Raw genomic sequence first — 14007 nt, forward strand, 5'->3', positions numbered from 1 at the left:
CCGGTTCCGGCCGGGCGGGCCTCTGGCTCCGTCAGCCGGCTGCGACCAGTGCCACAGCGACGCCGCACAGCGCCAGGCCCAGACCTTGCGACCGGCGGATGTGCTCGTGCAGCACCGTGGCGGCGAGCAGGATGGTGAAAGCCGGGTAGAGGCCGGAGAGCACGGCAGCCACCGTGATCGAACCCTCGTGGCGAGCGAAGACGAACGCAACGGTTGCGCCGACTCCCAGCGCGCCGCAGAGGACGCCGGGCAGTGCGGCGCGGTCGCGAGGCACCCAGGCCGCACGCGCACCGGTGGCCAGGAGGGCGACGACGGCGGCCGCCACGAGCTGGTTGAGCCCGAGGGGCAGGAGGCCGCCATCCTCGGAGACCTGCGAGAGCGCGGCGAACTGACCGCCGAAGCCGAGCCCGGCGAGCACGCCGTCGATCACGCCCGCTGTGCCGGCGCGGCCCGACCCGGGGTCGCGGGCGACGAGCCAGATGCCGGGCAGAGCCGCCACGATCCCGAGCCAGACGAGCGCTGCGGGACGCTCGCCGACGGCGAGGGCGACCACGACAGGAACGACGGCCGCGCCGACGCCGGAGATCGGTGCGACGACGCCCATGCGCCCACCCGCGAGACCGCGGTACAGGAATCCCGTGCCGATGCCTGCGCCCACGCCGCCCACGGCACCCCAGCACATGTCGGCGCCGGTCGGGTCGCTGATCAGCAGCGGTGACGCGAGGATGACCAGGACGGCGCCCGCCACCGCGGCGACGAAGGCGACCGCCCACGGCGACGTACGGCGTGAGGCCAGGCCGCCGACGAAGTCGGCGACGCCGTAGAGCAGAGCCCCGGTGAGGGCGAGCAGGACGGCCATCAGGTCGTGATCGCGCCGACGAACAGGGCGGAGGCCGCGATCAGGCCGGCCGTGAGCTCGATCAGCAGGGAGAGGCCGACCGCCTTGAGGGCGGTGACCGTGGTGCCGCGCGCTCTTGTGTGCCCGACGCGTCGGTGCTCGGCGAGGTAGATGCCGAGGACGAATCCGAGCGGCAGGCCGATGACCGGGACCACGAAGAACCCGACGATGCCGAGGACGGCACCGAGCAGGATGGAGCTGGTGGGCACGCCGGCGTTGCGCAGGTGGCGTCCGGGCACGGCGTACTTCACGACGGTGCTGAGCGCGATGAGCACCGCGACGAAGCCGAGCACTGCCCAGCCACGCGGCTCGTTGACCACCGCCGACCAGCCGGCGACGACGGCCAGGATCAGCAGCGTGCCCGGCATGACGGGGACGAGGATGCCGACGAGACCGATGGCAACGCCGAGCAGGAACAGCATGTCGAGCGGGAATTCCACGAGGTCACCTTGTCTGAGAAGGCATGGTCTGAGAAGGCATGGTCAGAGAAGCAACCAGCCCCGGCGCCCGTTTCCGGGGCCGGGGCTGGTGTGTGCTGGGGGAGGAGCGCTCAGTCCTCGTGGACGGCGGGTGCGGACGGCGCGAGCTTGTGGGTCTCGTCCTGCACGTTGACCGCGATCTCACGAAGCTTGTCCTCGTGCTCGCGGGCGTGGTGTGCGCAGAAGAGCAGCTCGAATCCGGAAGCGAGCTCGACGCGGAGGTAGGCCTGGGCGCCGCAGCGGTCGCAGCGGTCGGTGGCGGTCAGGGTGCTGGCGGGAGCAACTGCGGTAGTCACAATCGGCCTCTCTTTCTCCGTGGTGTCCGGCTCAACGAGCGACAGGGGGAGTTGATTCCCCGAACCGCCGGTGGTTCCGGCCACATCCATCCAACCATTGCGCGTCCAGACGCTCCGGTTGGTGCCTCACCTTGTGGACATTTCTGCCGATGAGACGTCAGGTACCCGTCAGTGTGACGCCGCAACCGCTCTCGAGGTTGCGCTTTCACTCCGATATGACCCGAATGACATCGCTTCGTGACCCTTTGGTGTGTCGCCAACATACAAACCCGCGCAAGGGATTTCCGTGAGGGCGTGCCTGCAAGGGCCTTGCGCGTGTCGCAGGTAGATTCACTCCCGACATGACAAGCGTGAAGGACACCCCGATCGACAACACGTACAACGCCGCACACCTCCTGGTCCTCGAGGGCCTCGAGGCGGTTCGCAAGCGTCCCGGCATGTACATCGGCTCCACCGACACCCGCGGGCTGATGCACTGCGTGTGGGAGATCATCGACAACGGCGTGGACGAGGCGCTGGTCGGCGCCGCGAAGCGCATCGAGGTCACCCTGCACAAGGACGACTCCGTCGAGGTCTACGACGACGGCCGCGGCATCCCCGTGGACAAGGAGCCCAAGACCGGGCTCCCGGGCGTCGAGGTGATCTTCACCAAGCTGCACGCCGGTGGAAAGTTCGGCGGCGGTTCGTACGCCGCGACCGGCGGCCTGCACGGCGTCGGTGCGTCCGTGGTCAACGCGCTCTCGGCCCGCCTCGACGTCGACGTCGACCGCTCGCCGTCGCAGACCGGCATGTCCTTCCGCCGCGGCCAGCCCGGTGTGTTCGCGGCCGAGGGTCCGAAGGCGACCTTCGACGCGCAGTCCGGCCTGACCCGCAAGGGCAAGCGTGTCGCCAAGGACCGGACCGGCACCCGGATCCGGTTCTGGCCGGATCGCCAGATCTTCACCAAGGACGCCGACTTCGTCTACGACGAGCTCGTCACCCGCGCCCGCCAGACGTCGTACATCGTGCCGGGGCTGGAGCTCGTCATCCGTGACGAGCGACCGGCGGAGCCGGTGACCGAGAGCTTCAAGCACGACGGTGGCATCTCGGAGTTCGCCGAGTTCCTCGCGACGGGGGAGCCGGTCACCGACGTGCTCCGCCTCCAGGGCATGGAGACGTTCACGGAGACCGTGCCGATGCTCGACGAGGCGGGTCACATGACGCCGCAGGACGTCGAGCGAGAGCTGCACGTCGACGTGGCGATGCGGTGGACCAACAGCTACGACACCGAGCTGCGCTCCTACGTCAACGTGATCGCGACGCCCAAGGGCGGCACGCACGTCAGCGGCTTCGAGACCGCGGTGACCAAGGCGTTCAACGACGTCATGCGCGCCAGCAAGGTGCTCAAGGTCAACGACACCGACGTCGTCAAGGACGACGTGCTCGAGGGCCTCACGGCGGTCGTGACCGTGCGCCTGGCCGAGCCCCAGTTCGAGGGGCAGACCAAGGAGATCCTCGGCACCCCGGCGGCGCGCACGATCGTTCGTCGTGTGGTGCAGCGCGAGATGGCCGCGTTCCTGAGCTCGACCAAGGCCGCCGACAAGCGCCAGTCGAAGCTGGTGATGGAGAAGGTCGCCGGAGCGGCCAAGACCCGCATCGCGGCACGCACCCACAAGGAGACCCAGCGCCGCAAGAACGCGCTGGAGTCGTCTGCGCTGCCCGCCAAGCTGGCCGACTGCCGCAGCAGCGATCTGGACCGCACCGAGCTCTTCATCGTCGAGGGTGACTCGGCCCTCGGCACCGCGAAGCTGGCGCGCAACTCGGAGTTCCAGGCGTTGCTCCCGATCCGCGGCAAGATCCTCAACGTGCAGAAGGCGTCCGTCGCCGACATGTTGAAGAACACCGAGTGCGCCTCGATCATCCAGGTGGTCGGCGCCGGCTCGGGACGCACGTTCGAGCTCGATGCGGCCCGTTACGGCCGGATCATCTTCATGGCCGACGCCGACGCCGACGGCTCCCACATCCGGTGCCTGCTGGCGACGCTCTTCTTCAAGTACATGCCCGACCTGATCACCTCCGGTCGGGTCTACACCGCCGTGCCGCCGTTGCACCGCATCGAGATCCTCCAGCCCAAGAAGGGCCAGGACAAGTACGTCTACACGTACTCCGACGACGAGCTGCAGCGGAAGCTGGCGGAGCTGAAGAAGAAGGGCGCCCGGGTCAAGGACCCGGTGCAGCGCTACAAGGGTCTTGGCGAGATGGATGCCGACCAGCTGGCCGAGACCACCATGGACCCGCGCCACCGCACGCTGCGCCGGATCACCGTCGACGACGCCGCCAGTGCCGCCGAGGTCTTCGAGCTGTTGATGGGTTCCGAGGTGGCTCCGCGCAAGGAGTTCATCGTCCAGGGCGCCTACGACATCGACGTCGACGCCCTCGACGCGTGATCGGCTCGCAGTCGGGGCCCCAGGCCCGCGCGGCCGCCGTCAAGCAGCTGAAGGCCCGTGGCGCGAAGCCACGGCGCGGTCATCTGCGCTTCGCCGTGGGCGACCTGTTCTGGTACGTCGACCCGCGACTCTCCGGCGGCTCGCTCGTGATCGAGGTCGGGTGCTGGACGCCGGAGCTGCCACCTGAGCCGGATGGTGGCGCGGTGGACTGTCCGCTGCTCGTTGATCACCCAGTGGCCGATCCGGTCGCCGGCGTCGATCGCCTGGTCGACCTGTTGAGCGCGATCGGCGACCTCGCCACGCTCGGCGACCGGCTCGCGGACCTGCCGGGCGCACTCGTCGACAAGTCGCTGCGCGAGCTGATCGCGGGCGGCTGACGCTACGGTTCCCGGGTGACCATGATCGCGATCCAGGACCGGCTCTTCCCCCACATGCGGTGCTTCGGGTGCGGCCCGGACAACGCGGAGGGGCTCCGGCTCAAGAGCTTTCCGGACGGTCCGCGGCGGGCGGTGGCGGAGTTCCTGCCGTGGCCTGCCCATGACAACGGGCTCGGCTACCTCAATGGCGGGATCATCGCGACGGTCCTGGACTGCCACAGTGCCGCGGCGGTCATGCAGCACGCCGACGAGCAGGGCTGGGGCCCCTTGCCCGGGGCCGCGCTGGCCTATGTGACGGCAGGGCTCGACCTGTCCTATCGGCGGCCAGCCCCACTGCACGACCCGGTCTCGCTGGTCGCTGAGGTGCAGGAGGCGTCGGAGGATGCGATCACGTGCGCTGTCCGCCTCGAGTACGACGGCAAGGTCCGGGCCGAGGCGACCGCGCTGTGGAAGCGGTGGCGCGCCCGCTGATCGTGACGGGCGTCGGTGCTCGCTGGTCTGGACCAACCCCAGCGGCAACCCCGTGCTGGCAGTCCCCGGGCGCGATGGCCCATCAGGTCGGTGTCCCGACCGGTCGGGCGTGCCAGATTCGGTCGAGGGAGGGATCAAACCGACGGAGTGATCCCCAATGGCTTCAAGAACTCGACCTGCACACCGGCGTCTCTGGGGGATCGGGCTCACCGCCGTCCTCATGGCTGCACTGACGCTCACCCCATCAGCGAACGCGGGCAAGCCACCCGCACCGACGCTCTCCGGACAGGCGAGCTCCTACAGCGGTGACGCAGCGGTCATCGACATCGACGCGACGCTGCTCGGCACCCTCGTGGCCGGCGTACACCTGGTCGACGCGGGACCTCTCGCCGCCTCCGGTGGATCAGATGCCGAGGAGCTGCTGCACCTGAGCAGCCCGGCCCCGATCGCACTCGACGCCAGCGTCGCGCTGGCCACCACCCTCGGCTCCGGACAACTCGCCACGTCGTTCGCGTCAGTCGCTGCGTTGTCCCTGGGTGTCGACGCCGGCCTGGCCAGCGTCGCCGACGTCAGCGCGGGGGTGCTCCAGGCGACTACACGTGCGGAGTGCGTCAACGGCTCCGCATCGCTCTCCGGCAGCGCCAGCCTCGCCAACGCATCGATCAGCGTCCTCGGTGGTCCTGCGATCGTGCTGCCGGTCAACCCGGCACCCAACACCACGATCAACGTGGGTGGGCTGGCGTCCCTGACGCTCAACGAGCAGATCGTCACGCCCGGCGCGATCACGGTGAACGCCCTGCACCTGACGGTGAACGTGCCTGGGGTGGCGGCGGTCGACGTGATCATCTCGCACGCCCACTCCGACATCGCCTGCAACGGGACCCAGCCGCCCGCCTGCTCCGTCAAGGACTTCGTGACTGGTGGCGGGTACGTCGTCAGGGACGGCCGCCGGGTCAGCTTCTCCGTGCACGGTGGCCTCGACAAGACCGGAGCCTTCCGTCCTTCAGGCGTCAACGTGGTGGACCACGGGACCGGTCAGCACATCCAGTCGAAGGGGATCGACGCCTACGGCGATCCGTCGCCGACCAGCACCAAGCGGGTTCTCCATTTCCCGAATGGCAACTGGACCGTCTCGGTCGCGGACAACGGCGAGCCGGGAAGCGCGGACACGTTCCAGATCGCCGGGCCGGGCTACACCGCCGGAAGCACCACGAGCGCGATCGCTGGCGGGAACATCCAGCTCCACCTGCCGAAGGGATGTGGAGACGCGAAGCCCCCGAAGGGCCGCAGGTAGCGGCCACCGTCGGGCGTAGCTGCGGGCCAGCTACGCCCGCCGGTCGTCGGGTGCTGCCAGAATCTGCCCATGACGACCCTCGGCACTCCGCTCTCTCCCGCTGCGACGAAGGCGCTGCTGCTCGGCAGCGGTGAGCTCGGCAAGGAGGTCGTGATCGAGCTCCAGCGCCTCGGCGTCGAGACCATCGCCGTCGACAGGTACGCCGATGCGCCGGCCATGCAGGTCGCACACCGGTCGCATGTGATCGACATGCAGGACCCCGTGGCCCTGCGGGCGCTGCTGGAGTCTGAAGCGCCGGACCTGGTGATTCCCGAGATCGAGGCGATCGCGACCGAGGTCCTGGCCGACTTCGAGGACCGGCTCCGCGTCGTGCCCACTGCACGGGCGACAGTGCTCACGATGAACCGCGAGGGCATCCGCCGCCTCGCTGCCGAGGAGCTCGGCCTGGCCGCGTCGCCGTACGCGTTCGTGGAGACGTTCGCCGAGTTTGCCGAGGCAGCGGACAAGCTTGGTTGGCCGGTCGTCATCAAGCCGGTCATGTCGTCCTCCGGCAAGGGCCAGTCGCTCGTCCGCACCGCCGCCGACCTCGGGGCTGCGTGGGAGTTCGCGCAGACCGGCGGCAGGGGATCGCAGACCACCCGCTGCATCGTCGAGGGCTTCATCGACTTCGACACCGAGATCACGCTGCTGACCGTTCGCCACGTCGACGGGACGCTCTTCCTCGACCCGGTGTTCCACCGCCAGGTCGACGGTGACTACGCCGAGTCGTGGCAGGAGTCAGCAGGCACGGAGTGGCCGTGGCTGCCGGCGGCGCAGGAGTGCGCGCGTGCGGTCACCGATGCCCTCGGCGGGTGGGGCCTGTTCGGCGTCGAGCTCTTCATCCGCGGCGACGAGGTGATCTTCTCCGAGGTCTCGCCGCGTCCGCACGACACCGGCCTCGTGACGCTGGTCAGCCAGGACATCAGCGAGTTCGGGCTGCATGCGCGCGCTGTCCTCGGGTTGCCGGTCGCTGTCACGCGGTGGCCGGGCGGTGCCGCCAGCTGGCCGGTCAAGGTGCACGGCTCGGGCGTGCCCTCGTTCGCCGGCGTGCCCGCGGCGTACGAGGTGGATCCGAGCGTCCAGGTGCGGCTCTTCGGCAAGCCGCGCGTCGACGGTGAGCGGCGCGTTGCGGTGACGATGGCGCGTGGTGCCGACGCCGATGCCGCCCGCGCACTCGCGAAGGCCGCCGCCGACGCGATCACGGTCGCCCTCGCCTGATCCCCGACCGTCAGGGTCAGGGCATGGATGGAGCCGTGTTCGTGGCCCGTCAGAACTTCTGCTGGATCAGTCCGGTGTCGACGTAGTACATGAAGCCACCGACCTTCGTGGTCTTCGGGATCAGCGGGTGCGACCGGACCTTCTGGACGTCCTCCTGGAGCGCGGCGATCTGGTCTGCGACCACGTGGAAGGGCTGCCAGGATGCGTCGACCCCCGCGGACTTGCCGACCTTGACCCGCAGGTCCTGCTCGGTGAACTTGGCCATCGCGCAGCTCGTGTGCGGGATGATCAAGATCCGGTCGACCTCGAGCAGGTGGGTGGCAAGCACGAGGGCCTCGAGAGCGGGGTCGTAGACGCGGCCCCCGGGGTTGCGGAAGATCTTGGCATCGCCCGGCTCGAGGCCCAGCATGCGCAGCGGGTCGATGCGCGAGTCCATGCACGTCACGATGGCCACCCCGGCGTGCGCGATGCCATCGAAACCGGCAAGCGCGAAGTCGGCGGAGTACTCCTTGTTGGCAGCGAGAAGATCGTCGAAGTCACCCATGGGACGAAAGGTAGCGGAGCGTGGATTTCGGCCGCATTGCGTCGCCCGCACATTGGTACGTCGACATGCGCACTTGAAGAGCACTTCAGATCACCGGCAACTGGGTGGGCGGCCGCTAGCGTCTGGGTATGGGGATCACGCGTCGCGGGCTGCTGACCGGAGCACTGGGCGGTGCTGCCACGCTCGCCGGCGCCGGAGCCCTGGTCGACGTGGACGTCCTTCCCGGCCGTGTCGCCTTCCGACGCGAGCTCGGTCTCAACGGAGACGCGGGCCTGATCCCTGACATCGAGCCCGGCGAGGTCGAGCACGGCACGCTGGCCGGGGCCGACTGGTGGATCGCCCGTCCGCCGGGTGCGACGGGCACGCTCCCCGTTGTGGTCGCGCTGCACGGAGCTCACAGCTCGGCGGAGGACTGGCTGCGCACGATGGGTCTCGACCGCTTCCTTGCCGCGTCAGGTGCGTCGTTCGCGCTGGCCGGCATCGACGGCGGCACGAAGGGCTACTGGCACCCGCGCGACGACGGTCATGACCCGCGCGCACTCGTCCTTGACCACTTCCTGCCGCTGCTCGCGAGCCACGGACTGGAGGCAGAGAGCCCGGGCCTGCTGGGCTGGTCGATGGGCGGCTATGGCGCGCTGCTGTTCGCCAGCGAGCTCGACCGCAAGGTGCCGGTCGTCGCGACCAGCCCCGCCCTCTGGAACTCGTACGACGCGACGGTCGCGGGTGCCTATGACAGTCGCGCAGACTTCGAGCGCTGGCGCATCCTCGGCGACGGCACCCGCCTCGATGCGCTGCGGAAGCTGGAGATCCGGGTCGACTGCGGCCGCGGCGACCCGTTCCTCGGCGGGGTGAAGGACCTGCGGGACGAGCTGCCCGATGCGGAGGTCCACCTCGCCGCGGGCGCGCACGACGCGGCGTACTGGACGAGGGTGCTGCCGGCTCAGCTGGCCTGGCTCGGCTCCCGGATGGACTGACGACCGCCGAGCAGGACCAGCGCCAGGACGCCGGCGATCGCTGCGCAACCGGCGGCACCCAGGAAGACCACGTGCTCCTGGATCAGGGCCGCGTCCTCAGGCGTCCTGCCGGTGGCCAGCGCCGCGTGGAAGCGGCGCAGGCCGATGGTGGTCAGTGCCGAGATGCCCACCAGCATGCCGATCATCCGCGCCACGACGACGAGCGCAGTGGCGACCCCGTGCACCGCCGCGTCGGTGTGGGCGAGCAGGGCAGCGTTGACCGGAGCCAGCGCAAGGCCGAACCCGAAGCCGCACAGGAGCAGGACCAGCGTGCTCGAAGGGTGTGTCAGCGATCCCTCGTCCCAGCGGGACATCGCCAGGAAGCCGAGCGCAGCGCACGCCATGCCGAGCGCGGCGACCGGCCCGGGGGAGTAGCGCCGGGTGAGCTGGCCTCCGACCACGGCGCCGACGGGCAGCGCCACCAGGAACCGGACGAGCACGAGGGCGGCCATCAGCTGGGAGTCGGGGTAGAGAGTCGTGCGGGCGTAGATCGGGATGTCGACGAGCGCGGCGATCAGCGCGGCACCTGTGAGCAGGCTGACCAGGAGCGCGCCCCAGGCCGGTCGCTCGCGCAGGGCAGCACGGGGGATGAGTGGGGCGCTGGCACTGCGGAGGTGGAGGACGAGGGCGATGGACGCGGCGAGGGAGCCGAGGAGGTACCACCGGCCCTGTGGTGCGAACACCTGGACCTCGGGATCGGCTGTCGCGAAGGCGAGCACGATGCCCCCGAGCGCGATGGCCAGCAGCGTGGCGCCGGGGAGGTCGGCCTGGCGGAGCGCCCCGAGCCAGCTGCGCAGGTCGACGAGCGGTCGGCGGGCCAGGAAGCAGCGGGCGACGAGCACGGCCACCGCGCCGATCACCGTGACGCCGAGCGGGGTGAGCCAGCGCCCGTCTCCGGCGTACGGGATGAAGAGCTGGCCCCAGGTCAGGTCCTGCTGGATGCGTGCGGGCCGCAACGCCAGGACGACGTACGCCGCGACGGCGACGCCGAGGGCGAGGAGGGCGAGGGGATCGGGCCAGAGCCGACCTCTCGGGGCGCCAGACCTGACCTCTCGGCGCGCCAGTTCTGGCCTTTCGGCGGGTGCGGTGCGGGTGACGAGGAGGAGGGTGAGCGCCAGCAGGACGGCGACCACCAGGTTGACCATGAAGATCGCCTGCCACACGGTCAGTGCGAGGACGAGGGCACCGAAGAGGGGACCCAGGACGCTGCCGATCTCCTGGACAGCCGAGACGACGCCGAGGGGGACCGCGCGACGGGGAGCCGGGTAGAGGTCGGCGACGAGGGCGAGGGTGGCCGGGACGAGCCCGCCGCCACCGACTCCCTGGAGGAACCTGCCCGTGACCATCGAGCCCAGGTCCCACGAGAACGCGGTGACGAAGGACCCGATCGCGAAGACCACCAGGGACATGACCAGGACCGGCACCCGGCCGCGGAGGTCAGCGATGCGGCCGATCAGCGGCAGCATCGCGATGTAGCCGAGCAGGAATCCGGAGATGATCGGCGCAGCCCGTTGCAGGTCGCTGATCGGCACACCGGCGGTGGCCATCATGTCCGGCAGCGCGAGCACGACGACGTAGGTGTCGGCGGCTGCGAAGGCCACGGCGATCGACGCCAGCGCGAGCAGGGCGCCAGGTCGCCGCGACAGGGTCACGGTGCGGAGATCTTCTTCTCGACGCCGTACTTCTCGATGTCGATCGTGTAGGTCACGTCGCGCTCGCCGGGGTAGAAGGCACCGGTCAGCTCCGTGCTGCGCAGGTGGCCGTCCGAGGTGATCTCGTAGAGCACCGAGAAGTCACCGGAGCTCGCGCTGGGCACGAGGAGCTGCACCTGCGCCGCGCTGAGGGTGCCGGAGTACTGGGTGAAGATCTCCTTGTTGTCGTCCCCGCCACGCACGGACTCGCCCTCCTCGAGGCCGGTCGTCTCGATCAGCAGGTCGGAGACGCCGCCGTCGGTGGCGAGCAGGAGGCCCGGGTCCGGGACGCCGAAGCGTGCGGGGTCGATCTCGGAGAAGTCCGGTCCGAGGAACGGGGACTTGGCCCAGACCTTGCCGTCGATCGCGATCACCTCGGCGCTGTCGGAGAAGCCCATCGCCTTGAGGTCGATGGTGCCCTCGAAGGATGACGGGTGCATCGCGGTGCCGCTGCCGCCCACGAGCAGGGCGCCCGAGGAGCTCTGGGGCAGGCCGGCGGACGTGATCGTGAGGTCGACGCCCGACGTCTCGTCGAGCAGCTCCTTGGCGTGGGCGAGCACGTCGTTGGGGGTATCGCCGGACGGCTTGTCGTCACTCGACCCGGAGCACGCGGTGGCGCCCGCGAGGAGCGTCACCGAGAGAAGAAGGGCAAGGGGCCGGAGTGTGCGGATCGACATGCCGTCAGCCTCCCACAGGGGTGGGCTCGAGCGGCCCGAGCTGCACGACCACGGGTGCCGCGCACGCGACGATCGGCTGGGCCGCGGGCACACCCGACCCGTCGCGCTTGCCGTCGGGGGACGGCAGGTCGACCGGCGAACCGCTGGCCGCGGCCGCACGCGCCGGGGCCTCACCGGCCCACGCGAAGACCAGCACGTCCTCGCCCTTGAGGAAACGGTGGCAGCGCACGCCGCCGGTGCCGCGGCCCTTGGGCGGGTACTCGGTGAACGGGGTGACCTTGACCGATCCGGACTCGGTGCCCGGGAGCGCGGTCGAGGAACCGGACGAGGTCACGACCACCGCGTCGTCGGACACGGCGCCGAACCACGCGACGTACTCGTCGTCGGCGAGGCGGATGCCAGCGATGCCGCCGCCCGAGCGGCCCTGGGGACGCACCCCCTCGGCGGCGAAGTGCAGGAGCTGTGCGGTGCTGCTGATGAAGCACAGCGTCTCGGTGCGGGAGGTCAGCTCGAGGGCGCCGACCACCTCGTCTCCGTCCTTCAGCGAGATGAACTCCCAGTCGTCCTTGGCCGCGAGGTACTCGGGGTTGACCCGCTTCACGATGCCCTGCTTCGTGCCGACCGCGAGCCCCAGGCTGTTCTCCGCGAACGACGTGAGCCCGAGCACCCGCTCGCCGGCGTCGAGCGAGATGAACTCGCTGACCGGGGCACCTCCGTTGAGGTGCGGGTCGTTGGCGGTCGAGGGCAGCGTCGGGAGGTCGAGCACGCCGATCTTGATGACCCGGCCGCGGTTGGTGAGCGCACCGATGTCGCCGCGGGCCGTTGCCCGGACCGCCGAGACGACCACGTCGTGCTTGGCGCGCCCCCCGCCATCCCCCGGCGGGTCGACGGTCGTGGTGCGGGCCAGCAGGCCGGACGAGGAGAGGTAGACGAAGCACGGGTCGTCCGCGACCTCGAGTGGCACGGCGCTCGTGACCGGAGCTCCGGCCGACTCCAGAAGCACGGTGCGACGCGGGGTGCCGAAGGTCTTCGCGACCTCGGCCAGCTCGTCGGAGACCACCTTGCGGAGCAGCTTCTCGTCGCCGAGGATCGCGTCGAGCTCCTCGATCGTGCGGCGCAGGTCCTCCTGCTCCTTCTCCAGCTCGAGCTTGCTGAACTTCGTCAGCCGGCGCAGCGCCATGTCGAGGATGTACTCGGCCTGCACCTCCGAGAGCTCGAAGATGTCGATCAAGCGCTCCTTGGCGCCCGCGGCGTTGTCGGAGGTGCGGATCACCTGGATCACCTCGTCGATGTCGAGGATCGCGATCAAGAGGCCCTCGACCAGGTGCAGCTTGTCCGCCGCCTTCCTGCGCCGGTACGCCGAGCGGCGGCGCACGACCTCGAAGCGGTGCCCGAGGAAGACATCGAGCAGCTCCTTGAGGCCGAGCGTGCGCGGCTGTCCCTCGACCAGGCAGACCGCGTTGATCGAGAACGACTCCTCGAGCGGGGTCATCTTGTAGAGCTGTTCGAGGATCGCCTCGGGGTGGAAGCCGTTCTTGACCTCGATGACGAGGCGCGTCGGGTTCGCCATGTCGGAGAGGTCCTTGATGTCGGAGATCCCCTGGAGCTTCTTGGCCTGGACCAGGGTCTTGATCCGCTCGACGACCTTCTCGATGCCGACGTTGTAGGGCATCTCGGTGACGACGATGCCCTTCTTGCGGCCCATCGTCTCGATGCGTGCGGTGGCCCGCATGCGGAAGCTTCCGCGCCCGCTCTCGTAGGCGTCGCGGATGCCGTCGAGGCCGATGATCTTGCCGCCGGTGGGCAGGTCGGGACCCGGGATGAAGCGCATCAGGTCGTCGACGGTGGCCTTGGGGTGGGTGATCAGGTGGCGCAGCGCCTGGACCGTCTCGACCAGGTTGTGGGGCGCCATGTTCGTGGCCATGCCGACCGCGATGCCGGTGGTGCCGTTGACCACCAGGTTGGGCAGCGCGGACGGGAGCACGGTCGGCTCGGTCTCGCGGCTGTCGTAGTTGGGCTTGAAGTCGACGGTGTCCTCGTCGATGGATGCGGTCATCGCGAGGGCCGCAGGGCTCATCCGGGCCTCGGTGTATCGCATTGCGGCCGGGCCGTTGTCGGGCGAGCCGAAGTTTCCGTGGCCGTCGATGAACGGGACGCGCATCGACCACGGCTGCGCCATGCGCACCATCGCGTCGTAGATCGCGGAGTCGCCGTGCGGGTGCAACCGACCCATGACCTCGCCGACGACGCGGGCCGACTTAACGTGGCCACGGTCGGGCCGCAGGCCCATGTCCTGCATCGTGTAGAGGATCCGTCGCTGCACGGGCTTGAGCCCGTCACGCGCGTCGGGCAGTGCCCGCGCGTAGATGACGGAGTAGGCGTACTCGAGGAACGAGGAGCGCATCTCGTCCCGGACATCGATGTCGAGGATGTGCTCCTCGAAGTCGTCGGGCAGCGGTGGTGGGGTGGTGCGTCGGGCCATGCGCGCATTCTCCCCGGTACGCCGCGTGGATCAGGACGTGGCACGCCGCATGGTCGGCCTGGGCTGGTGCAACCTGCTCGTCACGGTGGACCGATAGATTGC

At 69.8% G+C, this 14007-nt stretch carries 13 protein-coding genes; 6 read left to right on the forward strand and 7 right to left on the reverse strand.

Annotated features, from left to right (window positions below; translation table 11 throughout):
* Positions 1-31: 31 nt before the first annotated feature.
* From D4739_RS12965 to D4739_RS12975, 3 genes are all read right to left on the reverse strand, one after another.
* Positions 32-859: an EamA family transporter gene (locus D4739_RS12965; protein WP_120061007.1), complete on the reverse strand. Its 828-nt coding sequence runs from the start codon at positions 857-859 to the stop codon at positions 32-34.
* Entirely contained in the window at positions 859-1338 is a 480-nt protein-coding gene (locus tag D4739_RS12970) for a DUF456 domain-containing protein (RefSeq protein WP_238473644.1), read from the reverse strand. Before D4739_RS12970 ends, D4739_RS12965 begins: the two co-directional genes overlap by 1 nt.
* 110 nt (positions 1339-1448) lie before the next feature.
* Positions 1449-1673, reverse strand: coding sequence for a DUF7455 domain-containing protein (locus tag D4739_RS12975; protein WP_120061008.1), 225 nt, complete (start codon positions 1671-1673; stop codon positions 1449-1451).
* A 341-nt stretch (positions 1674-2014) separates the two neighbouring features.
* Between D4739_RS12975 and D4739_RS12980 the strand changes: the two genes are divergently transcribed.
* The 5 genes from D4739_RS12980 (at position 2015) to purT (ending at position 7498) form a co-directional block, all read left to right on the forward strand.
* Entirely contained in the window at positions 2015-4099 is a 2085-nt protein-coding gene (locus D4739_RS12980) for a DNA gyrase/topoisomerase IV subunit B (protein WP_120061009.1), read from the forward strand.
* On the forward strand, positions 4096-4476 hold the full coding sequence (locus D4739_RS12985; RefSeq protein ID WP_120061010.1) for a hypothetical protein: 381 nt from the start codon (positions 4096-4098) through the stop codon (positions 4474-4476). The genes D4739_RS12980 and D4739_RS12985 overlap by 4 nt, the downstream gene beginning before the upstream one ends.
* Positions 4477-4497: 21 nt before the next feature.
* Complete coding sequence (locus D4739_RS12990) at positions 4498-4947, forward strand: PaaI family thioesterase (RefSeq protein WP_120061900.1); 450 nt, start codon at positions 4498-4500, stop codon at positions 4945-4947.
* A 220-nt stretch (positions 4948-5167) separates the two neighbouring features.
* Complete coding sequence (locus D4739_RS12995) at positions 5168-6241, forward strand: choice-of-anchor P family protein (protein ID WP_120061011.1); 1074 nt, start codon at positions 5168-5170, stop codon at positions 6239-6241.
* Between the two features lie 69 nt (positions 6242-6310).
* Positions 6311-7498 (forward strand): formate-dependent phosphoribosylglycinamide formyltransferase, encoded by a 1188-nt coding sequence (gene purT / locus D4739_RS13000; RefSeq protein WP_120061012.1) that lies wholly within the window; start codon positions 6311-6313, stop codon positions 7496-7498.
* A gap of 49 nt (positions 7499-7547) precedes the next feature.
* On the opposite strand, the gene D4739_RS13005 is transcribed toward purT, so the two are convergent.
* Positions 7548-8042 (reverse strand): beta-class carbonic anhydrase, encoded by a 495-nt coding sequence (locus D4739_RS13005; protein ID WP_120061013.1) that lies wholly within the window; start codon positions 8040-8042, stop codon positions 7548-7550.
* Between the two features lie 128 nt (positions 8043-8170).
* Here D4739_RS13005 and D4739_RS13010 point away from each other — a divergent pair, with 128 nt between their 5' ends.
* On the forward strand, positions 8171-9016 hold the full coding sequence (locus D4739_RS13010; protein WP_120061014.1) for an alpha/beta hydrolase-fold protein: 846 nt from the start codon (positions 8171-8173) through the stop codon (positions 9014-9016).
* Here the strand turns inward: D4739_RS13010 and D4739_RS13015 are convergent.
* From D4739_RS13015 to D4739_RS13025, 3 genes are read right to left on the reverse strand one after another with little or no spacing between them, the layout of a single operon-like run.
* Positions 8983-10707, reverse strand: coding sequence for an MFS transporter (locus D4739_RS13015; protein ID WP_120061015.1), 1725 nt, complete (start codon positions 10705-10707; stop codon positions 8983-8985). The two genes, D4739_RS13010 and D4739_RS13015, sit on opposite strands and share 34 nt — an antisense overlap.
* The gene (locus D4739_RS13020; protein WP_120061016.1) at positions 10704-11423 is read right to left on the reverse strand and encodes an LppX_LprAFG lipoprotein; all 720 of its coding nucleotides are present in this window, start codon (positions 11421-11423) and stop codon (positions 10704-10706) included. Before D4739_RS13020 ends, D4739_RS13015 begins: the two co-directional genes overlap by 4 nt.
* Positions 11424-11427: 4 nt before the next feature.
* Positions 11428-13905, reverse strand: coding sequence for a DNA gyrase/topoisomerase IV subunit A (locus tag D4739_RS13025; RefSeq protein ID WP_120061017.1), 2478 nt, complete (start codon positions 13903-13905; stop codon positions 11428-11430).
* Positions 13906-14007: the final 102 nt, after the last annotated feature.

Origin of the sequence: Nocardioides cavernaquae (assembly GCF_003600895.1) — a bacterium.
Taxonomy (GTDB): Bacteria; Actinomycetota; Actinomycetes; order Propionibacteriales; family Nocardioidaceae; genus Nocardioides; species Nocardioides cavernaquae.